The following is a 26,392-nucleotide window of genomic DNA, read 5'->3' on the forward strand; positions in this document are numbered from 1 at the left end:
CTCAGTCTCGGGCCAGCAGCCCGGCCAGGCGGTCGAGGGACCGCGTCATCTGGCGCTGGGTCGTCTCCGCGAGGCTGCCCCGGCGCAGGAGCCACCTCTGCCGGTCCTCGGACACGTCCCACGTCTCGGTGACGATCGTCCCGGCCGGGACGACCTCGAGGTCGTAGCGCCAGACCCGCCCGCCGAGCAGGCCCCCGAGCATGGTCGTCCGCCAGGCGATGGTCTGGTTCTCCACGTAGGCGACGACCACGCTGGTGGTCGTGTACGGCACACCGCCGCGTCGCATCCGCATCGTGAACTCCGACCCGAGGCGCAGCGGGACGTCGGTGACGTCGACGACCTCCACCACGTCCTCGGCGCCGGCCAGCGACGGGTGGGAGTGCGGGTCGGCGAGGAGGGCGAAGATCCGTGCGGCTGAGGCATCGATGGTGCGTACGGCGTGGACGCGGTCTGAGTTCATGCCACGAGAATGCCGGGGTCGCGGATGCGGCGCATTGGCGGCTGGCGCCTACACTGGTGCCGTGCCTCGCGGAGACGGTCGTCTGACCCACGACCTGGACCCCCACGACGTCGGCCCCCAGGACGCCTGCGGTGTCTTCGGAGTCTGGGCTCCAGGTGAAGAAGTCGCCAAGCTGTCCTACTTCGGGCTCTACGCCCTCCAGCACCGAGGGCAGGAGTCGGCGGGCATCGCGGTCAGCAACGGCTCGCAGATCCTCGTCTACAAGGACATGGGGCTGGTGTCCCAGGTCTTCGACGAGGCGACGCTCGAGTCGCTGCAGGGCAGCCTCGCCGTCGGCCACACCCGCTACTCGACGACGGGTGCGAGCGTCTGGCAGAACGCCCAGCCGACGTTCCGGCCCACCGCGCACGGCTCGGTCGCCCTCGCGCACAACGGCAACCTCACCAACACCGCCGAGCTCGCCGACCTCCTCGAGAAGCGCACGGCGGAGTCCGGCAGCGAGCTCGTCGGACGCGTCCGTGAGTTCGCGAGCAGCGACACCGCCGTGATGGCCTCGCTGCTCGCCTCGTACGAGGACCTCTCGCTCGAGCAGGCGGCACTCGAGGTGCTGCCGATGCTGCGGGGCGCGTTCTCGATGGTCTTCATGGACAACGACGCCTTGTACGCCGCGCGGGATCCCCAGGGGATCCGGCCGCTGGTCCTCGGCCGGCTCGACCGGGGCTGGGTGGCCGCGTCGGAGACCGCCGCGCTCGACATCGTCGGCGCGTCGTTCGTCCGGGAGATCGAGCCGGGCGAGTTCGTCGCGATCGACGCCGACGGTCTGCGGGTGCACCGCTTCGCCGAGGCCAAGCCCAAGGGCTGCGTCTTCGAGTTCGTCTACCTCGCCCGACCCGACACCCAGATCTCCGAGCAGCGGGTGTTCTCGGTGCGCGCGGAGATCGGCCGTCGCCTCGCTGCGGAGTCACCGGTCGAGGCCGACCTGGTCATCCCGGTGCCGGAGTCCGGCACGCCGGCGGCGATCGGCTACGCGGAGGCCTCCGGCATCCCGTTCGGGCACGGGCTCGTCAAGAACTCCTACGTGGGGCGCACCTTCATCCAGCCGAGCCAGAGCCTGCGCCAGCTCGGCATCCGCCTCAAGCTCAACCCGCTGCGCGACGTGATCGCGGGCAAGCGGCTCGTGGTGGTCGACGACTCGATCGTTCGCGGCAACACGCAGCGTCAGCTGGTGCGGATGCTGCGCGAGGCCGGTGCCGCCGAGGTCCACGTCCGCATCTCGAGCCCGCCGGTCAAGTGGCCGTGCTTCTACGGCATCGACTTCGCCACGCGTGCCGAGCTGATCGCGAACGGCATCTCGGTGGAGGAGATCCGACGCTCGATCGGCGCCGACTCGCTCTCCTACATCTCGCTCGAGGCGATGGTCGACGCGACCAACGTGCCCAAGAACGACCTGTGCCGCGCGTGCTTCGACGGCGAGTACCCCGTGCCGCTGCCCGAGGGCAGCCTGGTCGGCAAGAACCTGCTCGAGCCGGAGCGCGCGGACGACCGCGTCTCCGTCACCATGGTCAACCCCTAGCGACGGAGGGTCGCACGTGACGTCGTACGCCAGCGCCGGAGTCTCGATCGAGGCCGGCGACCGCGCGGTCGAGCTGATGAAGGAGTGGGTCGAGAAGGCCCGCCGCCCTGAGGTGCTCGGAGGCATCGGCGGGTTCGCCGGGCTCTTCGACGCCTCACAGCTCAAGCGCTACGACCGCCCGCTGCTGGCGACCTCCGCCGACGGCGTCGGCACCAAGGTGGTCATCGCTCAGCGCATGGACGTCCACGACACGATCGGGTACGACCTCGTCGGCATGCTCGTCGACGACCTCGTCGTCTGCGGCGCGGAGCCGCTGTTCCTCACCGACTACATCGCCACCGGCAAGGTGGTGCCGGAGCGGGTGGCCGCCATCGTGAAGGGCATCGCCCAGGCGTGCGAGGAGGCGGGCTGTGCGCTCCTCGGCGGCGAGACGGCCGAGCACCCCGGGCTCCTGGGGCCCGACGAGTACGACGTCGCGGGCTCGACGACCGGTGTGGTCGAGGCCGAGTCGCTGCTCGGCGCTCACAAGGTCGCGGCAGGAGACGCCGTGATCGCGATGGCCTCGTCGGGACTGCACTCCAACGGCTACTCGCTGGTGCGCAAGGTCTTCTTCGACGTCGCCGGCTGGGACCTCGAGCGCGAGGTGCCCGACCTCGGCGGGACGCTCGGCGAGACGCTGCTGACGCCGACGCGCCTGTACGCCAAGCCGTGCCTGGAGCTGGCGGCGTCGGTGGAGGTGCACGCGATGTCGCACATCACCGGCGGCGGCTTCGCGGCCAACCTGGCCCGGGTGGTGCCCGAAGATCTCTCCGTACGGGTCGACCGGGGGACCTGGAGCCCGGCGCCGATCTTCGACCTGGTCGGTCGACTGGGCGACGTCACGCGCCCCGACCTCGAGTCGGCGCTCAACATGGGCGTCGGGATGGTGGCCCTTGTCGCGCAGGACGTGGCAGAGCGCGCCCTCGAGGTCCTGGCCGAGCAGGGGGTCGAGGCATGGCAGTGCGGAGAGGTGCTGGACGAAGCCGGCGGAGAGGTCGAGCTGGTCGGTGACTACCGCGTAGTGTGATCTACATCACCCTCGACTCGTCGCACCCGGAATGCCGGTGCCGAGCCGCCGGGTCGGTTCGCGCATCCTTGTCCTGAACAGGTAGCCTTAGCGCTACGAGAGACCACATTCCGAGACTTCGCGAGGGGGTCGGACCCTATGGGGCGCGGCCGTGCAAAAGCCAAGCAGACGAAGGTTGCACGCAACCTGAAGTATCAGACGCTCGAAACCGACTTCGACCAGCTGCAGCGCGAGCTCCACGGCGAGCCGGACGGGCCCACCGAAGAGCCGGACCCCGAGCTTCTCGAGAAGTACGCCGACTTCGCAGACAGCGAGCCTCGCCCCACGACCTGATCGTCGTCGACGCAGCCCGCGGCCAGTTCCGTGGGCTGCGTCGTCTGTGTCAAGACCGCGACCACGACGCCCACAGCGTCGCGTAGGTCCCTGCGCGGGCGAGCAGCTCGGCGTGGGTTCCCTCCTCGGCCACCTTCCCGCGGTCGAGGACCACGATCCGGTCGGCGGCCGCGGCCTGGCTGAGGCGGTGCGCCACGACGAGCGCCGTCCGTCCCGCGAGGGCAACGTCGGCCGCGCGGTCCAGGAGTCGTGCGCCTGACGACCCGGCCTCGGCGGTCGCCTCGTCGAGGACGACCACGGGTCGGTCGGCGAGCACGACGCGCGCGAGCGCGACCTGCTGAGCCTGTGACGGGGTGAGGGCGTGGCCGTCGCCGCCCACGGCCGTGTCGAGCCCGTCCTCGAGTGCGTCGACCCAGCCCGAGTCGCCGGTGCGCGTCAGCGCGTCGCGGAGGCGGTCGTCGTCGGCATCCGGTGCGGCGAGGCTGAGGTTGTCCCGCAAGGTGCCGGCGAACACGTGCACCTGCTGGGTCACGAGCGCGGCGCGAGCGCGGACGCCGTCGGATCCCAGCTCCTCGTACGCCGTGCCGCCGAGCGCACGTGAGCCCGAGGTCGGGGCCAGATGTCCTGCGGCGATGAGTGCGAGGGTGCTCTTGCCCGCCCCGGTCGCTCCGACGAGGGCGACGCGTTCGCCCGGCTCGACGCGGAGGTCGACGTCGTGGAGGACGTCGTCACCGTCTGGGTATCGGTGACGGATCGCCTCGAGCCGCAGACCGGGCAGCGTCGTGCTCGGGGCAACGTCCGCGGTCAGGGCCGGGGCGAGCCGCGCCAGCCCGGCCAGGCGGGCGAGCGACGCCCCCGCGGCCTGCACCTGGTCGAAGGTCAGGAGGAGCCCGCCGATCGGATTGAAGAGTCGGTGGAAGAACAACGCTGCCGTGGTCGCCGCGCCCACGGTGACCTGACCGGACCGGACCAGCACGAACGAGGTCCCGAGGACGAGGAGCAGGCCGACGAGCTCGGCGCGATTGGTCCGCCCGAAGAACCGTGTGAGCATCCCGAAGACGCCGATCGACACACTCATCGCGCGCTGAGAGCGGTCGGCGACGTGACCTGCCCAGGCCCGCTCGTACCCGATCTCCCGGAGCGTGCGCGAGCCGTGCAGGCCCGACAGCAGCGCCTCGGCGCGCTCGCTCTGGGCCACCCGCTCCTCGGCGTAGCGCGGCGCGGAGCGCGGGAGGTACCAGCGCAGACCCATCACGTAGAACGGCATCGCACAGAGGCCGGCGAGCCCGAGGCGCCAGTCCAGCGCGGCGAGACCGACCGTGGTGAAGCCGATCGCGACGGCGGACTCGATCGTGATGGGCAGCGCCTCGTCCAAGGACTGGGTCACCGAGCGGACGTCGTCGTTGACCCGCGCGAGGAGGTCCCCGGCGCCGGCCTCCTCCACGTGCTCCGGGTCGAGCTCGAGAGCGCGCGCGACCACGTCTTCACGCAGCCGCGCCAACGCCGGCACGGCCGCGTGCCCGAGACCGATGATCGCCAGCCCGGACGCCGCCCCGCCGAGCACTGCCGCGCCCGCGACGACGACGGCCGCGCGCACCACGTCCGTCACCTCGCCGCCGTTGCGGATCACGTCGACGAGGTCGCCGAGCACCCACGGGGCCGCGAGGCCCAGCAGCCCTGCGAGTGCGAAGCCTGCTGCGGCCGCGGTCAGAGGCAGCCGTCGTCGTCGCAGCAGGCTCCACGCGAGCCGTGCGGTGTCGGCGCGGTCGGCGACGGGGAGCAGGTGCCGAGTCGCAGCACCGCCTCGACGTGGTGAGGTCATCGCAGCACCGCCTCGACGTAGTCAGCGCGCTCGAGCAGCTGGGTGTGGGGGCCGGTGGCGACGGTGCGCCCGTCGAGGACGAGGACGACGTGGTCGGCCTGTGCCAGCAACGACGGACTCGACGTGATGACCACCGTCGTCCGGGGTGCACTGCCGTGACGAGTGGCGCGCAGGCCGCGCGCGATGGCCTCCTCGGTGACCGAGTCGACCGCGCTCGTCGGGTCCTGGAGGAGCAGGACCGGTGTGTCGTGGGCGAGGGCACGCGCGAAGGCGATGCGTTGCCGTTGCCCACCCGAGAGTGAGCCGCTGGCCCGGACCCGTCGCTCGAGCCCGTCGGGGTGGGCGGTCACGAGGTCCTCGGCGGCCGAGGCGGTGAGGATCCTCGTGAGGGCGTCGTCGTCGTGGCGCCCGTGCGGGTCGACGTTGAACCGTACGGAGCCGTCGAAGAGGTCGACGCGGTGGGCGGCGACGAGCAGCACCGACCGGCGCTCACGGGTCCCCAGGCTGGAGACCGGCGTTCCGCCGAGCAGGGCCGCCCCCGAGTCCGGCACGCGCTCGCCGGTGAGCACCGACACCATCGCGTCAGAGGCGCCGGGGTCGTCCACCACGACTCCCACAAGATCTCCGGGTGCCGCCTTGAGCACGAGGTCGCGCAACGGGCCGGCGGAGACGTGGTTGAGCTCCAGGGCGTACGGCGGCTCGGGAGCGTTGCCGCCCTCGCCGACGAGCCGAGGTGTCGCGAGGACGTCGGCGATGCGTCGTGCTGAGGCGTACGAACGTGCCGCGTCGGCGCCGAGCCATCCCAGCTGGGAGACCGGCTCGGCGAGGAACTGCGTCAGGCCGACGATCGCCACGAACTCACCCAGTGACAGCTCTCCTGAGAGAGCGCGGCTGCCGGCCAGCAGCGCGACGGCCGCGAGCAGCAGACCGCTCAGTCCGGTGGTCGCCGCCGACAGAGCGCCCCAGCCGCGGACGGTCCGCAGCGCGGCCCGCTCCGCGGACCGGCTGGACCGTCGATAACGCTCCGCTGCGACCCGTTCGGCGCCGACGCCCTTCAGCGGTCGCATCCCCTGGATCAGGTCGGTCGCCATCCCGGACGCGCCGGCGACGGCGGCCTGCTCGGCACCGAAGCGTCGCGCGATCACCGGGCTGAGCAGCTGGGACGCCGCGACGATCAGCGGCACGCCGACGAGGACCAGGAGCCCGAGCGCCACGTCCAGCCACAGGAGATAGATCGCCGACGCAGCGGTGGCGACGAGCGCCGACACCGCATACCCGAGCTGGCGTACGACGGTCGACACCGCCAACGCATCGCCGGTCGCGACGGACACCGTCTCGCCGGCCAGCAGGCCCGTGCGGGCGCCGTCGGGATCGAGGACGTGGTCGAAGATCTCCAGCCGCAGCGCGTGCTGCTCGCGCTGCACCGCTCCGAACCCGAGTCGCGCACCGAATCGGTACGACAGGCTCAGCACACCCATCAGCACGGTGAGCGCGATCGCTCCGACGACGAACGCGGTCAGGTCGCCCGGGGCGATCGCTCGATCGATGATGAGGCCGATCGCGACGGGGACCAGGGCCTCGCAGACCTGCCAGATGCTGAGCAGCGTGTAGGAGAGGACGAGGCGGCCACGGTGGCGCCGCAGCATCCGTCGGATCAGCCGAGCACCGGTCGGCGGCACCCCCGGGCTAGCCACGCCGGACCGGGACGACGGTAGGGAGGGCGTCGTACGGGTCGGAGAAGACGTGCGCCTCCAGGCCGAAGACCTTGGCGAGCAGCGCCGGGTCGACGACGTCGGACGGGGGACCCTGGGCGACGATGCGCCCATCGTCGACGACGACGAGGTGGTCGCTGTAGCGAGCCGCGAGGTTGAGGTCGTGCAGGACGACGACGATCGTTCGTCCGGTGTCTCGGCGCAGCCGCACCACGAGGTCGAGCACCTCCACGGCGTGCGCGAGGTCGAGGTGGGTGGTCGGTTCGTCCAGCAGGAGCACGTCGGTGTCCTGAGCCAGCGCCATCGCGATCCACGCGCGCTGGCGCTGGCCTCCCGACAGCTCGTCGAGCGGACGGTCGCCGAGGTCGTCGACGCCCGTGGCGGACATCGCCGCCGCCACGATGCTGTCGTCCTCGGCCGACCACTGCCTGTACCACGGCTGGTGCGGCTGTCGTCCTCGCGCGACCAGGTCGGCCACCGTCATGCCTTCGGGGGCGGTCGGGCTCTGGGGGAGCACCGCCAACCGACGCGCCAGGTGGCGAGGACGGATCGACGAGACCGGTGCGCCATCGAGCAGGACCCGGCCGCGCGTCGGGCGAAGCAGGCCGGCGAGGGTGCGCAGCAAGGTCGACTTGCCGCACCCGTTCGGCCCGATCACCGTCGTCACCTGCCCCGGGGGCACGTCGAAGGTGATCCCGTGGAGGACGTCACGGCTGCCGTACCCGGCGACCACGCCCTCGGCGCGCAGGGGGTTAGACACTGGATCTCCGTACGTAGCGGACGAGCAGGAACATGAGCGCCGGCGCCCCGATCACCGCGGTGAGGACGCCGACGGGAAGCTCGACGGGGAGGCGCTGGGCCGTCTGGTCGGCCACCAGGACGACGAGAGCGCCGACCATCCCGCTCGTCAACGGCGTCGGGCCTGCCGTCCCGAACACGCGCAGCGCCGCCTGGGGGGCGACGAACGCGACGAACCCGATCGGGCCGGCGACCGCGGTGGCCGCCGAGACCGCGACGACCGCCAACGCGATCGCGTACGCCTCGGACCGGGCGGTGCGGGTGCCGAGCGACGCAGCGACGTCGCGGCCGAGGCGCAGCGCGGACAGGTCCTGGGAGAGCACGGTGCTGCAGGCCGTCGCCACCGCGACCACGGTGAGCAGCATCCAGACGTCCTCGACCCGGACGCCTGCCAGCGACCCGGTGAGCCAGCGCGACGCGACGGCCGCGCTGTGCAGATCGGCACGCATCAACGCCCACGAGACGATCGCCAGCGCGATCGCGTTGACGCCGAGCCCGACGAGGATCAGCCGCATCCCGTCGAACCCGCCCCTCCAGGCGAGCGCCACGATGATCGCCGTGGTGAGCAGGCCGCCGACGACCGCGGCCGGCGCGACCAGCGTCGCGGAGGCGGTGCCCGTGACGCTCGTGACCAGCCAGGGTTGTGTGATCAGCAGGACGGCGGCCGCACTCGCCCCGGCCGTGACCCCGAGCAGGTCCGGCGTCGCGATCGGGTTGCGTGTGACCGACTGCGTGAGGGCACCGCTCAGGCCGAGCACGAAGCCCACCAGGATCGCGGTGACGGCGCGGACCAGCCGCCGGTCGACCACGACGAGGTGATCGACCGACGATCCGCGTCCCGTCAGCGCCGCCCAGACCCGGGACGCAGGCAGGTCGAGCGTGCCGGTGAGGACCGCCAGGACGGTGACCGCGAGAAGGGTGATGGTGACGATCGTGGTCCAGACGACGGCACGTCGGCGGACCAGGACGCCGAACGGCCCGATCCGGACACCCACACCCCGACGCGCGCTCACAGCGCTGTCCTGACGCGCGCTCACAGCGCGACCAACCTTCGACGCCGCGTGCACAGCGCTGTCCCGACGCGCGCTCACAGCGCGACCAACCTTCGACGCCGCGTGATCGCGATCAACAACGGCGCCCCCACGAGGACCACGACGACACCCGCCTGCAGCTCACCGGGCGGCGCCGCGACGCGACCCACGGTGTCGGCGGCGGTCAGCACGACGGCCCCGACCAGCCCCGCGTACGGGACGAGCCAGCGGTAGTCGTGGCCGCTGAGGAACCGCGCGGCGTGCGGCGCGACGAGCCCGACGAACGCGAGGGGACCGCACACCGCCGTCGCAGCCCCGGCCAGGAGGGTCACCGCCACGATGCCGACCACGCGGCTCCGCCGTACCCGCGTGCCGAGCGCCTGCGCGACGTCCTCGCCGAGCGTGAGGGCGTTGAGCGAGAAGGCGTTCGCCGTCGCCAGCACGAACCCGGCACAGACCACCACGAGCAGTGGACCGGCGAGCTCGAGGTCGCGGTTCGAGACGGCGCCCACCTCCCAGAAGCGCAGGACGTCGAGCGTCTGTCTGTCGAGCAGGATCAGCGCTGCAGTCAGCGCGCTCAGTAGTGCGGCCATCGTCGTCCCCAGCACCGCGAGCATCACCATCGCGCCCCTGCGGAGGCTGCCGAGCCCCAGCAGGAAGACGATCGTGGACACCGCGCCCGCGCCGATCAACGCCGCGACGGCCGTGGCCACCGAGGACTGGACGCCCAGCGCGAAGACGAGCACGGCCACACCGAACGTCGCGCCGGCGTTCACCCCGAAGAGCCCTGGCTCGGCGAGCGGGTTGCGGGTGTGGCCCTGCATCAGTGCGCCGGCCACGCCGAGGGCGGCTCCGGCCACCAGGGCGAGCAGGGTACGGGGCAGTCGCTGGGAGGTGATGACGGTGGCGTTGTCGGAGTCCACGCGGCCGAGGAGCGCCCCCAGGACCTCGCCGATCCCGATGCTGCGACTGCCGACCGCGAGGCTGAGGGCCGCCACCGCGACGGTCGCCGCGACCAGCGCCAGCATCACTGCCGTACGCCGTCCGACGTCCGACCCGGGAGTGAGCACGACCACATGCTTAGGTTAGCCTCACCAACACCTCGTCAGGAGGCGGGGCCGTGCTGGTCGACAGAAGGAGCAACATGCGCGTCAGGTCTTCCCTCAGGACAGCAGCCGCGATGGTGGCGGCTACCGCCCTGACCGTCTCGGGCTGTGGTGGCAGCGACGAGGAAGCCAGCGGGGACGAGGGCGAGACCCGGACGGTCGAGTCGACCTTCACCGGCAAGAAGGTCGAGATCCCGGTCGAGCCCAAGAGGGTCGTCGCGCTGTGGCGCACCGGCGCGATGCTCGCCGAGCTCGGCGTGAAGCCCGTCGGACAGCTCGAGGGCGAGCTGGTGGCCGAGGAGATCCCGGCCGAGCAGTTCGCCGAGGTCAAGGACACCCCGGCCGTCGGCAGCTTCGACGGGATCGACATCGAGAAGGTCATCGAAGCCGATCCCGACCTGATCATCGGCATGGACAACGGGGGACTCGGCGTCGACTACGGCGACCTCGAGGAGATCGCACCGACGGTGATCCTCGAGATCGCGGAGCCGACCGACGTCTGGGACAACTACCCCACCGTCGCCGACCTCGTCGGGAAGTCGTCCGACTACGACGCGCGTGAGAAGGAGCTCGACGCCACGCTCGCCGACGTGAAGACGCAGTACGGTGACGCGCTCGCCGACGCGAACGCGACGTCGCTCGGCTTCTCCGAGGGTGTCCTCTTCGTCGAGACCAGCAAGTCGCTGACGTACGAACGTCTCCAGGCCGCCGGGTTCGGCTACAACGCCGACTACACCGAGAACCCCGACCGCTACGTCACCGAGCTCGCGACCGAGAACCTGCCGAGTCTTGCCGAGTCCAAGGTCCTGCTCTACGACGCGAACCTCGACGGCTCGGTGAACCCGGAGAACCAGAAGCTGATCGCGATGCCCTCGTTCACCCGGTTGCCGGCTGCCCGCGCAGGGCACGCGTACCCGCTGACCTCGGGCACCATCTACACGTTCGAGGCGGCCCAGCGTCAGGCCGAGGACATCGAGAAGGCGGCTAAGGCCTATGCCGCGGCACGGTGACACCCCGACGCTCGCCGGCCCGACCCTGACGCTGCTGGACCACCCGATCGGGATCCAGGAGCTCGAGGTCCTTCGACGTGACCAGCTCACGCCACGGATGGTGCGCCTGGTTCTCGGCGGCGATCTCGCGCGGTGGGAGGCCCGGGCACCCGACGAGCACGTGAAGCTCGTGTTCCCCGACCCCGAGACCGGGATGACCCGTGCACCCGTGGCCGACGGCGACCACCTGCACTGGCCGAAGCCCTTCCCGCCGACGCGCGAGTACACCGTTCGCCGCTTCGATCGCGAGCGCGGCGAGGTCTGGATGGACTTCGTCGTCCACCCCGGCGGACTCGCCTCCGACTGGGCTGAGTCCGTCCAGCCCGGCGACCGGTTGTGGGTCGCCGGACCGCGAGCCGGCTACGTGGCGCCGCCCGCCTTCGCCTACCGAGTCGTGCTGGCCGACCACACGGCGCTGCCGGCCGCGGCCCGCATCGTGGAGGAGCTTCCGCACGGTGTCCGCGCACGGGTGGCGCTCCTCGTCCCCGACGCCGCCGAGGAGCAGGACCTCGTTGTCCGTGAGGGCGTCGAGGTCACCTGGCTGCACGAGGACGACCCGGAGGTGGCCGACCGGGGGTTCGAGCCGTTCCTCGCCGGGCTGGACCTTCCCGCCGACGAGCCCTGGACGTTGTGGGCCGGAGGCGAGGCCGGACTGCTCAAGCCGGTACGCCGCTGGGCGAAGGAGCACGGGTTGGTCAACGGCTCCACGGCCGACATCTCGGGCTACTGGAAGCGCGGTCGCTCCAACGCGGTCACGCCCCGCCGGAGGCTGGCGCACCGCGTGAAGCACGCCCTGCGAATCGACGACGACGCCTGAGACTGCGGGGCGTCAGGGCAGCCAGACGCCCCGCAGGCGGGAGATCTCGCGCATGCGTTGCTCCGCGATGCGGTCGGCCGCTGTGGACGGCGCGACGCTCTCGGCCTTCGCCCGGTGCAGGACGTCGAGCGTGGTCGCGTAGATCCGGGCCGCTCGTGCCCTGGCCCGGTCGAACGAGAAGCCCTCGAGCTCGTCGGCGACCTGGATCAGCCCGCCGGCGTTGACGAGGTAGTCCGGCGCGTACACGATGTCGCGCTGCGCGAGCAGCTCCTCGGTCCCGGCGTGGGCCAGCTGGTTGTTGGCGCCGCCGCAGACGAGCCGCGCACTGAGCGTCGCGACCGTCTCGTCGTCGAGGGCTCCTCCGAGCGCGCACGGGGCATAGACGTCGAGCGGCTCGCGGACCAGCGCTGCGGTGTCCGCCGCCACCCGCACGGACGGGTGCGCCGACCGTACGGCCTCGATGGCGGCCGGATCGACGTCGGTGACGACGACGTCTGCGCCGTCCTCGACGAGGTGAGCGACGAGGTGTCGGCCGACCTTGCCCACACCGGCGACGCCGACGCGGCGACCCGACAACGACGGCGTGTCCCACACGAACTCGGCACCCGCGCGCATGCCTTGGAAGACGCCGAAGGCGGTCAGCACGGACGAGTCGCCCGCTCCGCCGTGCTCGGTGGTCCGTCCGGTCACGTACGACGTCTCGCGGGCGATGACGTCCATGTCCTCGGGGTAGGTGCCCACGTCACAGGCCGTGTAGTAGCGGCCGTTGAGCGACTCGACGAACCGGCCGTACGCCCGGAGTCGCGCCTCGGACTTGTCACGGTGCGGGTCGCCGATGATCACGGCCTTGCCGCCGCCGAGATCGAGCCCGGCCAACGAGGCCTTGTACGCCATGGCCTTGGAGAGCGCGAGCACGTCGGCGAGCGCCGCCTGCTCATCGGCATACGGGTAGAAACGCGTGCCACCGAGTCCGGGTCCGAGCGCGGTCGAGGACAGCGCCACGATCGCGCGGAGCCCGCTCGCCTCGTCCTGGCAGAACACGACCTGCTCGTGGCCACCGCCGAAGGGGGACATCACCTGTGGACCGTCCACGCCAACCTCCTCGTGCTGTGCTCTCCACTCTAGGAGGGCGCGGAGTTGACGCCCGGGCGGGTGCGAAACGTCCCGATGTTGCCCGTTCGGTTACACCTCGGTACGGATTCGGCGACACCCCTCGGCATGGATGGGTGCATTTTGGCATCATTCAGCCATGGATTCGCACTCCCCCGATGCGGAACGCCTTCTCACGCCGTCCGAAGTTGCCGCGCTGTTCCGCGTGGTCCCGAAGACCGTGACCCGCTGGGCACAAGCAGGCAAGATCAGTTCAATCCGTACCCTAGGCGGACACCGCCGCTTCCGCGAGGCGGAGGTTCGGCGCCTCCTCGCCGAGGGGTTCGGTCCCGACGACGAGAGCCAAGCCAGCTAGCCGGGGCGGCCGGAGAGCCGCGCCACACCGTTGCGGCAGAGGGGTCGGGGGACCCGCTGCCGCAGGAGCGAGGAGAACCGACGTGTCTCAGCAACCCAGTTCCCGTGCACTGCTGCTCGCGAGCGGTATCGCCGGATTGGCCAGCGGAGGGCGATCGACGCTCGGCCCTGCCGTGACACGCCTGTCGAGCAAGCACTCGGCATGGTCACGCGGGTTGGTCCTGGCGGGCATCGCCAGCGAGCTGGTCGTCGACAAGCTGCCGCAGACACCGAGCAGGCTCCGGCTCGCTCCGTTGGCCGGCCGAGTCGCGGCGGGCGGACTCGCCGGATTCCAGATCGCACGCCTCGGCAAGGCTCCTGTAGTCGCGTCCACCGTGGCCGGCGCCGCGGCGGCGCTCGCCGGGTCGTACGCGGGCAACGCCTGGCGCCAGGCCTGGGCGCGGACCGGCAAGCCGGACCTGCCGGCGGCGCTCGCCGAGGACGCGGCGTCGATCGGGCTGGCGTACGCCGCGTCCCGCGTCGTCACTCCTTCCTGATCGCGAGGGCCGTCACAGGGCCGGGGATCAGGACGTCTCCTCGGCGGCAGTCGGCTCGGCGTCTCCCGCGAGCGGTGCCACGACGAGCGGGCATGCGGTGGTACGGATCAGCGCGCCCGTCACCGATCCGAGGGCGACCCCCCGAGGCAGAGGCCGGGTCCGGCGTCCGACGACGAGCACGTCGCTCTCGGCGCTCGCCCGTGCCAGTGCCGTCGCGGGCCGCTCGTACTCGACCACCACGTCGACCGTGACGTCGCCGTGGCGTTGGACCCAGGGCGCCACCGTCTCCTCCAGTCGGAGCCGTGCCGCCTCGCGCCACGACTGCTCGCTGGTCCGGGCGAAGATCACGTCGTCGTAGAACGTCGGCGCCCGCCAGGCATGCAGCACGGTGAGCCTCGCGCCGCGCACGTGCGCAAGATCGAACCCGAGGTCGAGGGCCTCCGCGGAGATGGCGGTCTCGTCGATCCCGACCACGATCCGGCCGCGCGCCTCGCCCGCGTGCCAGCCCGCCGGCACCATCGCGACGGGACATGCGGCTCGGGCAGCGACCCCGCTGATGATCGAGCCGGTGAAGACCCGGCCGAGCGCCGATATGTCACGTCGTCGGACGACGAGGAGCGAGGCATCCGACGACGCCCTCAGCAGCACGCCCACGGTCCCGCCCTCGGCGAGCAGGGTGAGGATCTCCACCCGGTCGCCGGCGATCTTGCTGAACCGGTCGAAGGTCTCGGCGAGAAGCTGGTTGGCGACCTCGCGCCGATCGTTCTCCGGGATCACCGGGCTGGCGGCGTGGTAGTCCGGGTTGTACGCGTGGACGAGGAGGATCGGCACGCCCCGTCGCTCGGCGGCGTCGACAGCGAAGCGGAGCACGTCGTCGTCCATGGTGCTCGCAGCGACGCCTACGACGACAGGCGCTGTGGTGGTGGTCATCGTCTCGTCCTCCCGAAGGTCGGCACCGGCGCGGATGTCACCGATGACGCCATCGTCCGCCCGGAAGGACTGCCCTGCCACCGCCACGAACGCTCAGCGCTCGCGCGCGGCCGCCTCCTGCAGGAACGGACGGGTCAACATCACGATCTCCTCGAGATGCGTCTCGAGCGCGAAGTGGCCGGCGTCGAGCAGATGGATCTCGGGATCTGGTCGATCCCGGGGCGGTCGAGACGAGCCTGGTCCTTCTCGCCCTCGTCGCGAACGGCGCGATGGTGATGGCACCCATCACGGGCTCCCCAGCCACGGCCGACGACGCGAAGGCCACTGCGCGGATCCTCGTCGAGGCAGCGGTGCGCGCACCCGGATAAACAGAGACCGCAGCTCGCTGGGCGAGATCTGCGGTCGTGGGTGGCCAGGGCCGGGGTCGAACCGGCGACCTTCCGCTTTTCAGGCGGACGCTCGTACCAACTGAGCTACCTGGCCGTCTGTCTCCTCGGGGCTCTCGCCTCAAGAAGCAGCCCGGGGTGACCCGGGCGCGCACCACTATACAAGGCGAGGCGCGGTCCGGATCACCCGGTCAGGTCACGCGACAGTGACCACGCTGGCCGCGTCGAGGCGGGGCAGGCGATCGCGGTAGGCGTCCTCGGCGGGATGACCGATGTTGACGATCACGAGCGACCTGAGACCGGTGCCGTCGAAGAACTCCTTGTCGACCCCCGCGGCGTCGAAGCCTGTCATCGGGCCGGCATAGAGGCCGGCGGCGCGCACGCCCACGATGAAGTAGCCGATCTGGAGGCCGGCGCTCAGCCTGGCCATCGACTCCCGCTGGTCGGCGACCGGCTCGAGCGCGTCGCGCATGCCGGGCGCGTGCGGGAAGATTTCGGGAAGGGTCTCGTGGAAGTCGACGTCGGCCGCGAGGATCGCGACCAGAGGCGCGGCGCCGGTCTTGGCTCGGTTGCCCTCCGACATGTGCGGCAGCAGGCGCTGGCGGGCCTCGCCGTCGGTCACCAGAGTGATCCGCAGCGGCTGGCAGTTCATCGCCGTCGGCCCGAACTTCACCAGGTCGTACACGGCGCGGATCTCGTCGACGGTGACGGGTTCGTCGGTGAAGGCGTTGGCAGTGCGGGCCTCGCGGAAGAGGAGGTCCTGCGCGGCTCGGGGCAGCGCGAGCTCGGGGAGGGTCACGGTCATGTGTCGTGAAACGAGTGGCATTTTCAGTTTCATCCTCAAACCAGTGTGGTTCGTGCCACCATCGGCTGAAGCGTGAGGAAGGTCAGATGCCACGACGTCGTACGGAGAGCGTGGGCGGGTCCGCAGGTCGGCCGCTCAGTGGTCAGGTGGCGGTCGTGACCGGCGGTTCGCGCGGTCTCGGGTTCGGGTTCGCCGACGCCCTCGGTCGGGCGGGTGCTCGCGTCGTCGTGGCGTCCCTGCCGGGCAGCGGTGTCCCCGAAGCCGTGAGCCGTCTGGCACAGAGCGGCGTCGAGGCCGTCGGCGTCGAGGCCGACGTCACCGATCTCGCCGCGGTCGAGGGCATCCGCGACCGAGCGCTGGAGTGGGGTGGCCTGGACGTCTGGGTCAACAACGCAGGTGTCTCAGGGATCTACGGTCCGACCCACCTGACGCCGGTCGACGTCTTCGACCGGATCGTCGACGTCAACATCCGTGCGGTCCACCACGGCACCCGGACGGCCGTGACCACGATGCTCGAACAGGGCCGCGGCCACGTGGTCAACGTGTGGGGCAAAGGCTCGACCAAGCCGGTGCCGTGGCAGAACGCCTACGCCACGTCGAAGGCGTGGAACCGTCAGTACACCCGGACGGTGCGCTCGGAGATCGTGGGCACCGGGGTGCGGGTGCACGGGTTCGACCCCGGTCTGGTGAGGACGGAGATGCTGAGCGAGGTGACCGTCACCCCGGGCATGGAGCAGCGAGTCGCCGCACTGCCCTGGGTCGTGGGCCTGTGGGGGCAGGTGCCGGAGCTGGCGGCGGCGCCGATCGTGCCGTTGGTGGTCGGGGACCGCGACGACCACGTCGACCTGACGGTCCCGACGATCCTCGGCCGAGGGCTGCGTTCTGTGCTGCGGGGCAACCTGCGCCGCAGCCGCCGCATGCCGATCACGGTCCGTACGCTCGCGGAATAACGACGAAGGGCCCGAACCTCACGGCTCGGACCCTTCCTGCTGGCGACCCTGACGAGACTCGAACTCGCGACCTCCGCCGTGACAGGGCGGCGCGCTAACCAACTGCGCTACAGGGCCATCTTCAGTTGTCACCGCTCAGCGGTGCGAGCACCACTTTAGCGGACGGTTCGGACGACTCCAAAACCGGGGTCGGACTCCCCGCACGCACCGCCTGAACTCCGAGCGATGGTGCCCCCAACGGGATTCGAACCCGTGCTACCGCCTTGAAAGGGCGACGTCCTAGGCCACTAGACGATGAGGGCGTACGCGCACGACGGCGCGGACGGTTCATCGTACGGGCAGCGTCCTCCGGCCGCCAAAGCCGGTGACGTCGACCTGGGGCCCTCAGGCAGACTGGACCCGTGATCGACATGTCGCCGGACCGCTTCGCCGAGCTCGTCGAGCGGGCGTTCGACGAGCTGCCACCGGACCTCACCGGGCTCCTCGAGAACGTCGTGCTCCTCATCGAGGACGACGCGCCCGACGACGACCCGACCCTGCTCGGCCTCTACGACGGCATCCCGGTCACCGAGCGGACCAGCGCATACGGCGGTGTCCTGCCCGACCGCATCACGATCTACCGGAACCCGACGCTCGCGATCTGCGACACCGAGCAGGACGTCGTCGAGGAGGTCGGCATCACGGTCGCGCACGAGATCGCGCACTACTTCGGGATCGACGACGACCGGCTGCACGAGCTGGGGTACGCGTGAGGATGTTCCGCCGCCGCGGCCGCCGTGGCGCGGCGGGACGGGACGTGCGTGTGATCCGCTGCGACGAGCGCTACACGTCGCGTCGCGACGGCATCACGACACGCCACAGCTTCTCGTACGGAGACCACTACGACGCCGACAACGTCGCGTTCGGACCGCTGCGTGCGGTGAACGAGGAGTGGCTCGAGCCCGGGGCCGGCTACGACAGCCACCGCCACAGCGACGTCGAGATCGTGACCTGGGTCCTGGCCGGCGCCCTCGCCCACGAGGACTCCACGGGTGCCCGCGGCGTGCTGCGACCGGGCGAGGTCCAGCACATCAGCGCTCGTGCCGGGGTCGAGCACACCGAGCGCAACCACTCGACGACCGAGCCGCTGCACTTCCTCCAGATGATGCTCGCCCCGTCCGACGCCGAGCTCGCCGACCCTCGTCCGGGACCGCCGGCGTACCGGCAGTGGGACCTCCAGGGGGCGCGAGGGTATCTCCTCGACGTGCTCTGGGTGCGTGACGGCGTGATGCTGCACGCGGCGCTGCTGGACGCCGGTGACGTCGTCGACCTGCCCGAGGACGGCCTCGTCCACCTGCACGTGACCCGTGGCCGGGTCGAGGTGGCCGGCGAGACGTTGGAGCACGGTGACGTGCTCCGGGCGACGGGCGAGGGGCCGCTGCGCGTGAAGGGGGTCACGCCGTCGGAGATACTGGCGTGGCACCTCCGTCCCAGCACCGACCCAGGAGCAGCGTGATGGCCACCGTCCTCGTACTCAACGGCCCCAACCTCGACCGGCTCGGGACGCGGGAGCCCGCCGTCTACGGCGACCGCACGTACGACGACCTCGTCGCGCTGTGCCACGCGGCGGGGGCCGAGCTCGACCTCACCGTCGACGTACGCCAGACCGCCAGCGAGGCCGAGATGATCGGGTGGTTGCACGACGCTGCCGACGCCGGCCACCCCGTCGTGATCAACGCCGGCGCCTGGACGCACACGTCGGTCGCGATCCGCGACGCGGCGGCGATGCTCACCGCCCCGATGGTCGAGGTGCACATCACGAACGTGCACGCCCGCGAGGAGTTCCGGCACCACTCGTACCTCTCCGCGGTCGCGAAGGGTGTCATCGTCGGGCTCGGGTTCGAGGGGTACGTCGCCGCGCTGCGGTTCCTCGCGTAGGCGCACTGCGCCGCCGGTGTCACCGGTCGGACGTTACCGACATTTACGTGGCGACCGTCCGTGGTCGTGCCTAGGGTGATCACCGTGAGCGATCTGGTCGGACAACATGCCCACGACGACGCGGTGCGCAGGCTCAGGGCCTCCTACGGCTCCATCCCCGACGGTTCGCCCGTCCGGCTGGCCAAGCGCACGACCAACCTCTTCCGACCTCGTGACGCCTCCGACGCACCCGGGCTCGACGTCAGCGGGCTCGGCGGGGTGATCAGCGTCGACATCGACGCCGCCACGGGAGTCGCAACCGCCGACGTACAGGGCATGTGCACCTACGAGGACCTCGTCGCGGTGACGCTCGCGCGCGGCTTCATGCCGTACGTCGTGCCGCAGCTGCGCACGATCACCCTCGGCGGTGCCGTCACCGGACTCGGGATCGAGGCGACGTCGTTCCGCCACGGACTCCCGCACGAGTCCGTGCTGGAGATGGACGTCTTCACCGGGGCGGGGGAGGTCGTCACGTGCAGCCGCGAGGAGCACAGCGACCTGTTCCTCGCCTTCCCCAACTCCTACGGCACGCTCGGCTACGCCACCCGCATCCGCATCCCGCTGGAGAAGGTCCCGGGCTGGGTCCGGCTCCGGCACCTCCGCTTCGACGACCCGACGTCGGCCGCGGCCGCGATCAGCCGCATCGTCGGCGAGCGCAGCCACGACGGCGTGCGTGTCGACGCGATAGACGGCACCGCGTTCAGCCCTGGCGAGATCTATCTGACGCTGGCCGAGATGACCGACGAGCCGCAGGCGGTCAGCGACTACACCGGGCAGCAGATCTACTACCGCTCGGTGCGTGAGCGCAGCAGCGACGCGCTCACGGCCCACGACTACCTGTGGCGGTGGGACACCGACTGGTTCTGGTGCAGCGGCGCGTTCGGTGCCCAGAACCCGACGCTGCGGCGCCTGTGGCCCCGCAATCGCCGGCGCAGCGACGTCTACCAGAAGATGGTCGGTCTCGACACGCGCTACGGCCTCGCGCACCGGCTCGACCGTCTCAAGCGCAACGGCGTCGAGAAGCGAGAGCGGGTCATCCAGGACATCGAGGTCCCCGTGGACCGGCTGGCGGAGTTCCTCGCGTGGTTCGACGCCGAGGTGGGGATGCGCCCGGTCTGGTTGTGCCCGCTGCGGCTCCGTGAGCCAGACGGCCCGGGCAGCGCGACCCGCTGGCCGCTCTATCCGCTCGAGCCCGGCACGACCTACGTCAACGTCGGGTTCTGGGGCACCGTCGCCGTGCCCGCGGACGCGCCGGCGGGCATGGTCAACCGTCGCGTCGAGGAGAAGGTCCACGCGCTCGGCGGTCACAAGTCGCTCTACTCGGAGGCGTTCTACGACGCCGAGACCTTCGCAGACCTCTACAACGTGCCCCATCTCACCGAGGTGAAGGCGGTGTACGACCCCAAGGACCGGTTGACCGGCCTGTACGAGAAAGCGGTGAAACGTCGATGACCACTCTTGCCAAGTCCTCGATCACACTGGGCGAGGCCGTGGAGCGCCTCGTGCCCGGCGAGCTCTCGTTCCGGTTCGAAGGCTACGACGACAGCAACGCGGGCCCGGCAGACGCGCCGATCACCGTCCGCATCGTCAACGAGCGGGGCCTGTCCTACATCATGAGCGCGCCCGGCGACCTCGGCTTCGCGCGCGCCTACGTCAGCGGTGACCTCGAGCTCGACGGTGTGCACCCGGGTGACCCGTACGACGCCCTGGTCCACCTGCAGAACAAGACGCGCCTGCGGGCACCGTCGGCCGCGGAGACGTTCCGCGTCGTCAAGGCGCTCGGCCTCTCGCACCTGGTCCCGCCGCCGGCGCCGCCCCAGGAGCACCTGCCCCGGTGGCGCCGAGCGGTCGAGGGCCTGCGGCACACCAAGAGCCGCGACGCGGCGGCGATCCACCACCACTACGACGTGTCCAACCGGTTCTACGAGCTGGTGCTCGGCCCGTCGATGACCTACACGTGCGCGGTGTTCCCCAAGCCCGACTCGACGCTCGAGGAGGCTCAGTTCGAGAAGTACGACCTGGTCTGCCGCAAGCTCGACCTCCGGCCGGGCCAGCGTCTGCTCGACATCGGCTGCGGGTGGGGCGGCATGGTGCGCCATGCGGCGAAGCACTACGGCGTGAAGGTCATCGGCGCGACCCTGTCGGAGCAGCAGGCGATCTGGGCGCAGCAGGCCATCGCCCGTGAAGGCCTCTCCGACCTCGCGGAGGTGCGGTTCTCCGACTATCGCGACGTGCCCGAGGGCGGCTTCGACGCGATCAGCTCGATCGGTCTCACCGAGCACATCGGCGTCCACAACTACGCCTCCTACTTCGGCTTCATCCGCGACCACCTCAAGGTCGGCGGGCGGATGCTCAACCACTGCATCACGCGACCGGACAACCGCACACGAGCGACGGCGGGGCAGTTCATCGACCGCTACGTCTTCCCCGACGGCGAGCTGACGGGGTCCGGCCGCATCATCACCGAGGTGCAAGATGCCGGGCTCGAGGTCCAGCACGAGGAGAACCTCCGGCTGCACTACGCGATGACCCTGCGCGAGTGGAACCACAACCTCCGCGACAACTGGGACGAGGCGGTCGCCGAGGTCGGTGTCGCGACCGCCAAGGTGTGGGGTCTCTACATGGCCGGATCCCGGCTCGGGTTCGACCGCAACTCGATCCAGCTGCACCACGTGCTCGCGACCAAGACCTCCCCGACCGGGCAGATCGACTTCCCGCTCCGGCCGACCTGGGGGAGCTGACCGGCACCCACGCCGTACGCAACGACATCGCGACCCCCGATGGTCGCGATGTCGATGCGTGTCAGCCGATCGGGTCATGCAGCGGGCACCACCTCCCGCGTCCGCTCAGGGCGGCGCAGCGAGCCCAGGCGCTTGTCCAGCAGCACGAGCGCCGCAGGGAGCAGGACCAGCCGGACGATCGTGGCGTCGACCAGGATCGCCACCGAGAGCCCGACGCCCATCTGCTTCATCTCCAGCATCGACAGCGTCGCGAACACCGCGAAGACCGACACCATCACGGCCGCCGCACTCGTGACGACGCTCGCGGTCTCGCGCACGCCGTACTCGACGGCGAGCCGTGTCGACAGTCCCCGCCGCATCCCTTCACGGACCCGGCTCATCACGAACACGTGGTAGTCCATCGAGAGTCCGATCAGGACCACGAAGCAGAAGAGCGGCACCCAGTCCACCACGAAGCCCGGTGACGTGAAGTCGAGCAGACCCTCGGCCCACGTGTTCTGGAAGACGAGCGTCATCACGCCGAAGGCAGCGCCCACCGACAACAGGTTGAGCCCCGTCGTGAGCAGTGCGACCGCCCCGCTGCGGAACACGACAGCCATCATCACCAGCGTCAGCAGGAGCACGAACCCGACCACGAGCGGCAAGGCGCCACGCTGGTTGTCCTGGCTGTCCATCGTGGCGGCCACGTCACCCCCGAGCGCCCACTCCACCCGGCCGAGGTCGTCGAAGGCTGCGGGACCGGCCGTGTCGCGGAGCTCAGAGACCGCGTCCTCGTTCGCCTGCTCTCCGTCGGCCCCGGCGGCGGTCAGTCGGAGGACCGAGGTCCGTCCGTCCGCGGACACCGCCACCGGCTCGGCGTCCGAGGCGAGCCCCTCCGCCTGGGCGCGAGTCGCGAGATCGTCGAGTGCCCGGCCGACCTCCGTGGCGTCCGCGTCGGAGCGCGCGACGATCTCGACGGAGGGGCGCTCCGCCGGGAAGTGCTCCTGCACCGTCTGGAACGTCGCCACGGCCGGCAGGTCCTGCGGCAGGGTGTCGATCGTCCCCTCGTGCAGCTTCATCCCCAGCGCCGGCGCGGACAGCGCGAGCAGCAGACCGACCGAGACCAGCAGGGAGGTCTTGGGGCGGGCGAGGACGGGACGGATGAGGCGCTTGCTGATCCCGCCTTCGCCGATACGGCGGTTCAGCCGCCACAGCAGGGGGATCCGTGGCCGGTCGACCCACCGGCCGAGCTTGGCCAGCAACGCCGGCAGGACCGTCACCGAGCCGACCATCGCGACAGCCACCACGAGGATGGCCCCGACCGCGAGTCCAGCGAAGACGGTGTCACGGGTCAGGAAGAGACCCGACATCGCGACGATCACCGCGACTCCGGCAACCACGACGGCACGACCCGAGGTCACAGCAGCGATCTCGATCGCGTCGATCGTGCCCGCACCCTTGCGACGCTCCTCACGCTCGCGCTTGAGGTAGAACAACGAGTAGTCCACGCCGACCGCCATCCCGATCATGAGGATCACGCTGGCGACGGTCCCCGAGTCGGGGATCAGGGCGGAGGCTACGGCGTACAGGCCCATCGCGGTCAGCACGCACGAGAACGCGAGTGCCACGGGGATCAGGGCAGCGGTCAGGGCGCCGAAGGCCACGATCATGATCAGCAGCGTGATCGGGAGGCTGCGTGCCTCGCCCGACCCGAGATCCTCGCCGACGCGCTCGTCGACCTGGGTGCCGATCGACTCCCCACCGGTCTGGGCGATGTCGAGCCCGGGGTTGGCTTCCGCGACCTCGGCGGTGGAGGCCTGCAACGACTCCACCGTCGCGTCGAGGTCGTCGACACCCTTCTCCAACGTCAGCGGCACGAGCATCGCGGAGCGGTCCTCGGACCACGTCGGTGGCCCGACGGCGTCGACGTGCGCGACGCCCTCGGCGCCGGCGCGCAGCGACTCGTACGCCTGATCGGCGGCCGTACGCTCCAGCGCCCCGCTCTCGGCGGTGACCAGGACGACCTCGCCCGGGGCGCTCTCCAGGTTCGCGTCGCGGATCATCTCCGCCGCGCGCCCCGACTCGCCGACGCCGTAGTCGTCGTCGGACATGCTCTGCGTCGGCACGACGGCCATCAGCGCCATCGCGCCGACGACCAGCGTCAACCAGAGGGTGAGCGCGCGCCACGGGTGGGTCGCGCTCCAACGGGCGACCCGCACGACCGGCGAGCGGCGTGTGGGGCTGCTTGCTCGCCTGTGCGGAAGAGGTGCGGTGGTCGTCATGATGGCCTCTCGGATCGTCCGGATCGTTCGTCGACGACGATTCCGCCTCGCGTGCTCCCGATCACGGGTGCGAGACCCCGGACCGTGGTGGTGCTAGGTCCACTGTCTGCGGCGCCCCTCTGACCGACAGTGGGAGCATGGCCACGACAGCGGACCCAGGAGTCACGATGAGCTTGCCCACGGGTGCCCCCGAGTCGTACGCCGGATCGCGGCGCACGTCACGGTTCGCGCTGACCGGGCTCGCCCTCGTCTACCTGGTGCTCGGGATCCCGACGCTGATCACGCTGATCGTGGTCACGGTCGCGATCCCGCTCGGCGTGTTGGGCATCGGGCTCGCGGCGCTCGCCGCGTTCGTACCGTTCCTGCGACAGCTCGCCAACGTGCACCGCTACTTCGCGACCCAGGTCCTCCGGACCTCGGTGCTCAGCCCGTACCACCAGCGCGAGTCGCACGGCGTCAACGTCGTCGTGAAGGACTGGGCGCGAGACCCCGCGCGCTGGCGTGACCTCGGCTGGTCGTACGCCTCGGTGACGGTGGGATGGGTCCTCTCGTGGGTCCCGGTGGTGCTGCTGCTGGGTGTGGTGTGGTTCCTGATCTTCCCCTTCATCTACGCGGTGACTCCCGCTGGCGTCTTCGACATGGACTGGCGTCTCGTGCAGGTCCACGACGTGGCGTCGTCCTTCGCGATGTGGGTGCCCGCTGCGCTGTGCGTCCTGGCCTGGTGGTTCGTCACGCCGCCGGTGAGCCGCCTGCGTGCGCGGATGGACCTCGCGCTTCTGTCGCCGACGCGCGCCGAGCTCGAGAAGAGGCTGGCCGAGGTGTCGGCGTCTCGTACGGAGACGATCGACCACTCCGCTGCCGAGCTGCGGCGCATCGAGCGCGACCTGCACGACGGTGCACAGGCGCGGCTGGTGTCGCTCGGGATGAGCCTGGGGCTGGCCGAGCAGCTGATGCGTACCGACCCGGAGGCGGCTTCCCGGCTGATCGAGGAGGCGCGGCTGACCACGACGTCGGCTCTCGGTGACCTGCGCTCGGTCGTCCGCGGGATCCACCCGCCGGTGCTGGCCGACCGCGGGCTCGTCGGAGCGGCGCAGGCGCTGATGCTCGATCTGGCGGTCCCGACGTCGTTCTCCGCGGTGGTGCCCGGAAGGGCGCCCGAGCCGGTGGAGTCGGCGATGTACTTCGCGATCGCCGAGGCGCTCGCGAACGTCGTCAAGCACTCCGGTGCCACCGCGGCTTCGGTGGACCTGGCGCACGACGGCGAGCGGCTGCGGACGGTCGTGGCCGACAACGGCCGAGGCGGTGCTGACCCGGCCGGCGGCACGGGGCTTGACGGAATCGCTCGCCGTTTGGCCGCCTTCGACGGCACCATGGTGGTCGAGAGCCCCGCCGGGGGACCCACCGTCGTCACCATGGAGCTGCCGTGCGCGTTGTCATCGCCGAAGACCTCGCCCTCCTCAGGGACGGCCTGACGCGCCTGCTCGAGGCCAACGACTTCACGGTCGTCGCCGCGGTCGACAACGCCCCGTCGCTGGCGAAGGCGCTGCGCGAGGTCGACGTGGACGTCGCGGTCGTGGACGTACGGATGCCTCCGACGTTCACCGACGAGGGGCTGCGGACGGCGATCGAGGCGCGTGCGGCGCGGCCGGGGCTGCCGGTGCTCGTGCTGTCGCAGTACGTCGAGCAGCTGTATGCGCGTGAGCTCCTGTCGTCGGGCGAGGGGGCCGTGGGCTATCTGCTGAAGGACCGGATCGCCGATGTCGAGAGGTTCGTCGACGCCGTCCGTCAGGTGGCCGGCGGCGGCACGGTGCTCGACCCGGAGGTCGTGTCGACCCTGCTGTCCAAGGCCGCCGCCAACCGGCCGGTGGACCGTCTGACCGACCGCGAGCGCGAGGTGCTGGGCCTGATGGCGGAGGGCCGCTCCAACGCGGCGATCGCGGCGCGCCTGTTCGTGACCGAGAAGGCGATCGCGAAGCACACCAACAGCATCTTCGCCAAGCTCGACCTCCCGGTCTCCGCCGACGACAACCGCCGCATCCTCGCCGTCCTCGCCTACCTGCAGGACTGACCGACCCCTCGGGCGGCCGCGGGTCACTCCCTCGCGCTCCCGGGTCACTCCCTGGCGCTCGCGGGTCACTGTCTGGCGCTCGCGGGTCACCATGGAGCCATGACTGGTGACACGCGAGCATGGTGGCTCGTCCCACTCCGTGTACGCGGGGCTGAGCGGCTGGAGGTCTGGTTCGAGGACCAGGCCAGTCGCGGTTGGGTCGCCGAGCACCTCGGATTCTTGAGCGCCGTACGCCTGGTGCTGCACCATCGCGTGGATCCGCCGCGCTACCGCTATGTCATCGACCCCCGTCGCTTCCCCGACGTGGTCGAAGACGACCTGCTCCGTGCGGCTGGCTGGGAGGAGGTCGGGACCCTGGGTGGCAAGGATGTCTGGCGTGCTCCGTACGAAGGTGCGCGGCCCGACCTGCTCGGACACTGACCCGCGGGCGCAAGACAGCGACCCGCGGGCGCAAGAGGTGACCCGCGGGCGCAAGAGGGTGACCCGCGGGCGCAAGAGGGTGACCCGCGAGCGCAAGAGAGTGACCCG

General features: G+C 71.0%; 26 protein-coding genes and 3 tRNA genes. 16 read left to right on the plus strand and 13 right to left on the minus strand.

The window, feature by feature from the left end; genetic code table 11:
- Position 1 precedes the first annotated feature (1 nt).
- A complete protein-coding gene (locus tag KV102_RS09035) occupies positions 2 to 460 on the minus strand; it encodes an SRPBCC family protein (protein ID WP_220345981.1) in 459 nt (152 codons plus the stop codon).
- Positions 461 to 521: 61 nt separating this feature from the next.
- Here KV102_RS09035 and purF point away from each other — a divergent pair, with 61 nt between their 5' ends.
- The 3 genes from purF (at position 522) to KV102_RS09050 (ending at position 3,432) form a co-directional block, all read left to right on the plus strand.
- Positions 522 to 2,033: an amidophosphoribosyltransferase gene (gene purF / locus KV102_RS09040; protein ID WP_220343264.1), complete on the plus strand. Its 1,512-nt coding sequence runs from the start codon at positions 522 to 524 to the stop codon at positions 2,031 to 2,033.
- A gap of 16 nt (positions 2,034 to 2,049) precedes the next feature.
- Positions 2,050 to 3,099 carry a phosphoribosylformylglycinamidine cyclo-ligase gene (gene purM / locus KV102_RS09045; protein ID WP_220345982.1) on the plus strand — a complete coding sequence of 350 codons (1,050 nt, stop codon included), beginning with the start codon at positions 2,050 to 2,052 and terminating at the stop codon, positions 3,097 to 3,099.
- 138 nt (positions 3,100 to 3,237) lie between these two features.
- Complete coding sequence (locus KV102_RS09050) at positions 3,238 to 3,432, plus strand: DUF3073 domain-containing protein (RefSeq protein WP_220343266.1); 195 nt, start codon at positions 3,238 to 3,240, stop codon at positions 3,430 to 3,432.
- Positions 3,433 to 3,481: 49 nt separating this feature from the next.
- Here KV102_RS09050 and KV102_RS09055 read toward each other — a convergent pair whose 3' ends face one another.
- The 5 genes from KV102_RS09055 to KV102_RS09075 all read right to left on the minus strand — a co-directional run bounded on the left by KV102_RS09055 (position 3,482) and on the right by KV102_RS09075 (position 9,865).
- Positions 3,482 to 5,254 (minus strand): ABC transporter ATP-binding protein, encoded by a 1,773-nt coding sequence (locus KV102_RS09055; RefSeq protein ID WP_220345983.1) that lies wholly within the window; start codon positions 5,252 to 5,254, stop codon positions 3,482 to 3,484.
- Positions 5,251 to 6,948: an ABC transporter ATP-binding protein gene (locus KV102_RS09060; RefSeq protein ID WP_220345984.1), complete on the minus strand. Its 1,698-nt coding sequence runs from the start codon at positions 6,946 to 6,948 to the stop codon at positions 5,251 to 5,253. Before KV102_RS09060 ends, KV102_RS09055 begins: the two co-directional genes overlap by 4 nt.
- The gene (locus tag KV102_RS09065) at positions 6,941 to 7,726 is read right to left on the minus strand and encodes an ABC transporter ATP-binding protein (protein WP_220345985.1); all 786 of its coding nucleotides are present in this window, start codon (positions 7,724 to 7,726) and stop codon (positions 6,941 to 6,943) included. The genes KV102_RS09060 and KV102_RS09065 overlap by 8 nt, the downstream gene beginning before the upstream one ends.
- Positions 7,719 to 8,777 (minus strand): iron chelate uptake ABC transporter family permease subunit, encoded by a 1,059-nt coding sequence (locus tag KV102_RS09070; protein WP_220345986.1) that lies wholly within the window; start codon positions 8,775 to 8,777, stop codon positions 7,719 to 7,721. The genes KV102_RS09065 and KV102_RS09070 overlap by 8 nt, the downstream gene beginning before the upstream one ends.
- A 74-nt stretch (positions 8,778 to 8,851) precedes the next feature.
- Positions 8,852 to 9,865 carry an iron ABC transporter permease gene (locus KV102_RS09075; RefSeq protein ID WP_308290279.1) on the minus strand — a complete coding sequence of 338 codons (1,014 nt, stop codon included), beginning with the start codon at positions 9,863 to 9,865 and terminating at the stop codon, positions 8,852 to 8,854.
- 74 nt (positions 9,866 to 9,939) lie between these two features.
- On the opposite strand from KV102_RS09075, the gene KV102_RS09080 reads away from it, so the two are divergent.
- Both KV102_RS09080 and KV102_RS09085 read left to right on the plus strand, forming a co-directional pair.
- Positions 9,940 to 10,911, plus strand: a complete 972-nt coding sequence (locus KV102_RS09080; protein ID WP_220345987.1) for an ABC transporter substrate-binding protein — start codon at positions 9,940 to 9,942, stop codon at positions 10,909 to 10,911.
- Positions 10,895 to 11,767 (plus strand): siderophore-interacting protein, encoded by an 873-nt coding sequence (locus KV102_RS09085; protein ID WP_220343272.1) that lies wholly within the window; start codon positions 10,895 to 10,897, stop codon positions 11,765 to 11,767. The genes KV102_RS09080 and KV102_RS09085 overlap by 17 nt, the downstream gene beginning before the upstream one ends.
- Before the next feature lie 12 nt (positions 11,768 to 11,779).
- On the opposite strand, the gene KV102_RS09090 is transcribed toward KV102_RS09085, so the two are convergent.
- Positions 11,780 to 12,859: a Glu/Leu/Phe/Val dehydrogenase dimerization domain-containing protein gene (locus tag KV102_RS09090; RefSeq protein ID WP_308289449.1), complete on the minus strand. Its 1,080-nt coding sequence runs from the start codon at positions 12,857 to 12,859 to the stop codon at positions 11,780 to 11,782.
- A 157-nt stretch (positions 12,860 to 13,016) separates the two neighbouring features.
- Here KV102_RS09090 and KV102_RS09095 point away from each other — a divergent pair, with 157 nt between their 5' ends.
- Positions 13,017 to 13,232: a BldC family transcriptional regulator gene (locus KV102_RS09095; RefSeq protein WP_220343273.1), complete on the plus strand. Its 216-nt coding sequence runs from the start codon at positions 13,017 to 13,019 to the stop codon at positions 13,230 to 13,232.
- 82 nt (positions 13,233 to 13,314) lie between these two features.
- Entirely contained in the window at positions 13,315 to 13,767 is a 453-nt protein-coding gene (locus tag KV102_RS09100; RefSeq protein WP_220345988.1) for a hypothetical protein, read from the plus strand.
- 27 nt (positions 13,768 to 13,794) lie between these two features.
- Here the strand turns inward: KV102_RS09100 and KV102_RS09105 are convergent, their stop codons facing one another.
- From KV102_RS09105 to KV102_RS09115, 3 genes are all read right to left on the minus strand, one after another.
- On the minus strand, positions 13,795 to 14,697 hold the full coding sequence (locus tag KV102_RS09105) for a universal stress protein (RefSeq protein WP_220345989.1): 903 nt from the start codon (positions 14,695 to 14,697) through the stop codon (positions 13,795 to 13,797).
- A 409-nt stretch (positions 14,698 to 15,106) separates the two neighbouring features.
- Positions 15,107 to 15,180: transfer RNA gene (locus tag KV102_RS09110), tRNA-Phe, on the minus strand.
- 99 nt (positions 15,181 to 15,279) lie between these two features.
- On the minus strand, positions 15,280 to 15,888 hold the full coding sequence (locus tag KV102_RS09115) for a malonic semialdehyde reductase (RefSeq protein ID WP_220345990.1): 609 nt from the start codon (positions 15,886 to 15,888) through the stop codon (positions 15,280 to 15,282).
- Positions 15,889 to 15,974: 86 nt separating this feature from the next.
- Here KV102_RS09115 and KV102_RS09120 point away from each other — a divergent pair, with 86 nt between their 5' ends.
- Positions 15,975 to 16,838, plus strand: coding sequence for an SDR family NAD(P)-dependent oxidoreductase (locus KV102_RS09120; RefSeq protein ID WP_220345991.1), 864 nt, complete (start codon positions 15,975 to 15,977; stop codon positions 16,836 to 16,838).
- 40 nt (positions 16,839 to 16,878) lie between these two features.
- On the opposite strand, the gene KV102_RS09125 is transcribed toward KV102_RS09120, so the two are convergent.
- Together KV102_RS09125 and KV102_RS09130 are read right to left on the minus strand one after the other, a co-directional pair.
- A tRNA-Asp gene (locus KV102_RS09125) sits at positions 16,879 to 16,955 on the minus strand.
- Between the two features lie 109 nt (positions 16,956 to 17,064).
- Positions 17,065 to 17,140, minus strand: a tRNA-Glu gene (locus KV102_RS09130).
- A gap of 108 nt (positions 17,141 to 17,248) precedes the next feature.
- On the opposite strand from KV102_RS09130, the gene KV102_RS09135 reads away from it, so the two are divergent.
- The 5 genes from KV102_RS09135 (at position 17,249) to KV102_RS09155 (ending at position 21,535) form a co-directional block, all read left to right on the plus strand.
- The gene (locus tag KV102_RS09135) at positions 17,249 to 17,590 is read left to right on the plus strand and encodes a metallopeptidase family protein (RefSeq protein WP_255559746.1); all 342 of its coding nucleotides are present in this window, start codon (positions 17,249 to 17,251) and stop codon (positions 17,588 to 17,590) included.
- A gap of 2 nt (positions 17,591 to 17,592) precedes the next feature.
- Positions 17,593 to 18,333 carry a pirin family protein gene (locus KV102_RS09140; protein WP_220345992.1) on the plus strand — a complete coding sequence of 247 codons (741 nt, stop codon included), beginning with the start codon at positions 17,593 to 17,595 and terminating at the stop codon, positions 18,331 to 18,333.
- Positions 18,330 to 18,755, plus strand: a complete 426-nt coding sequence (gene aroQ / locus KV102_RS09145) for a type II 3-dehydroquinate dehydratase (RefSeq protein WP_220345993.1) — start codon at positions 18,330 to 18,332, stop codon at positions 18,753 to 18,755. Before KV102_RS09140 ends, aroQ begins: the two co-directional genes overlap by 4 nt.
- 84 nt (positions 18,756 to 18,839) lie before the next feature.
- Complete coding sequence (locus KV102_RS09150) at positions 18,840 to 20,246, plus strand: FAD-binding oxidoreductase (RefSeq protein ID WP_308290280.1); 1,407 nt, start codon at positions 18,840 to 18,842, stop codon at positions 20,244 to 20,246.
- Positions 20,243 to 21,535, plus strand: coding sequence for a cyclopropane-fatty-acyl-phospholipid synthase family protein (locus KV102_RS09155; RefSeq protein WP_220343281.1), 1,293 nt, complete (start codon positions 20,243 to 20,245; stop codon positions 21,533 to 21,535). The genes KV102_RS09150 and KV102_RS09155 overlap by 4 nt, the downstream gene beginning before the upstream one ends.
- 74 nt (positions 21,536 to 21,609) lie before the next feature.
- On the opposite strand, the gene KV102_RS09160 is transcribed toward KV102_RS09155, so the two are convergent.
- A complete protein-coding gene (locus KV102_RS09160) occupies positions 21,610 to 23,796 on the minus strand; it encodes an MMPL family transporter (protein WP_220343282.1) in 2,187 nt (728 codons plus the stop codon).
- Between the two features lie 167 nt (positions 23,797 to 23,963).
- Between KV102_RS09160 and KV102_RS09165 the strand changes: the two genes are divergently transcribed.
- The 3 genes from KV102_RS09165 (at position 23,964) to KV102_RS09175 (ending at position 26,284) form a co-directional block, all read left to right on the plus strand.
- The gene (locus tag KV102_RS09165) at positions 23,964 to 25,268 is read left to right on the plus strand and encodes a sensor histidine kinase (RefSeq protein WP_220343283.1); all 1,305 of its coding nucleotides are present in this window, start codon (positions 23,964 to 23,966) and stop codon (positions 25,266 to 25,268) included.
- Complete coding sequence (locus tag KV102_RS09170; protein ID WP_220345994.1) at positions 25,220 to 25,864, plus strand: response regulator transcription factor; 645 nt, start codon at positions 25,220 to 25,222, stop codon at positions 25,862 to 25,864. The genes KV102_RS09165 and KV102_RS09170 overlap by 49 nt, the downstream gene beginning before the upstream one ends.
- A 99-nt stretch (positions 25,865 to 25,963) precedes the next feature.
- Positions 25,964 to 26,284, plus strand: a complete 321-nt coding sequence (locus tag KV102_RS09175; RefSeq protein ID WP_220345995.1) for a DUF2812 domain-containing protein — start codon at positions 25,964 to 25,966, stop codon at positions 26,282 to 26,284.
- The last annotated feature ends 108 nt before the right edge of the window (positions 26,285 to 26,392 follow it).

The organism is Mumia sp. zg.B53 (genome assembly GCF_019550935.1).
GTDB lineage: Bacteria > Actinomycetota > Actinomycetes > Propionibacteriales > Nocardioidaceae > Mumia.

What these genes read in the sequence shown, in the direction of transcription:
- KV102_RS09050 (WP_220343266.1), top strand. Translation starts at nt 3,238, where the DNA reads ATGGGGCGCGGCCGTGCAAAAGCCAAGCAGACGAAGGTTGCACGCAAC.
- KV102_RS09135 (WP_255559746.1), top strand. Translation starts at nt 17,249, where the DNA reads ATGTCGCCGGACCGCTTCGCCGAGCTCGTCGAGCGGGCGTTCGACGAG.
- KV102_RS09035 (WP_220345981.1), bottom strand. Translation starts at nt 460, where the DNA reads ATGAACTCAGACCGCGTCCACGCCGTACGCACCATCGATGCCTCAGCC.
- KV102_RS09175 (WP_220345995.1), top strand. Translation starts at nt 25,964, where the DNA reads ATGACTGGTGACACGCGAGCATGGTGGCTCGTCCCACTCCGTGTACGC.
- KV102_RS09115 (WP_220345990.1), bottom strand. Translation starts at nt 15,888, where the DNA reads ATGACCGTGACCCTCCCCGAGCTCGCGCTGCCCCGAGCCGCGCAGGAC.
- KV102_RS09120 (WP_220345991.1), top strand. Translation starts at nt 15,975, where the DNA reads ATGCCACGACGTCGTACGGAGAGCGTGGGCGGGTCCGCAGGTCGGCCG.
- KV102_RS09160 (WP_220343282.1), bottom strand. Translation starts at nt 23,796, where the DNA reads ATGACGACCACCGCACCTCTTCCGCACAGGCGAGCAAGCAGCCCCACA.
- KV102_RS09105 (WP_220345989.1), bottom strand. Translation starts at nt 14,697, where the DNA reads ATGACCACCACCACAGCGCCTGTCGTCGTAGGCGTCGCTGCGAGCACC.
- KV102_RS09165 (WP_220343283.1), top strand. Translation starts at nt 23,964, where the DNA reads ATGAGCTTGCCCACGGGTGCCCCCGAGTCGTACGCCGGATCGCGGCGC.
- KV102_RS09155 (WP_220343281.1), top strand. Translation starts at nt 20,243, where the DNA reads ATGACCACTCTTGCCAAGTCCTCGATCACACTGGGCGAGGCCGTGGAG.
- KV102_RS09080 (WP_220345987.1), top strand. Translation starts at nt 9,940, where the DNA reads ATGCGCGTCAGGTCTTCCCTCAGGACAGCAGCCGCGATGGTGGCGGCT.
- KV102_RS09140 (WP_220345992.1), top strand. Translation starts at nt 17,593, where the DNA reads ATGTTCCGCCGCCGCGGCCGCCGTGGCGCGGCGGGACGGGACGTGCGT.
- KV102_RS09085 (WP_220343272.1), top strand. Translation starts at nt 10,895, where the DNA reads ATGCCGCGGCACGGTGACACCCCGACGCTCGCCGGCCCGACCCTGACG.
- KV102_RS09055 (WP_220345983.1), bottom strand. Translation starts at nt 5,254, where the DNA reads ATGACCTCACCACGTCGAGGCGGTGCTGCGACTCGGCACCTGCTCCCC.
- KV102_RS09095 (WP_220343273.1), top strand. Translation starts at nt 13,017, where the DNA reads ATGGATTCGCACTCCCCCGATGCGGAACGCCTTCTCACGCCGTCCGAA.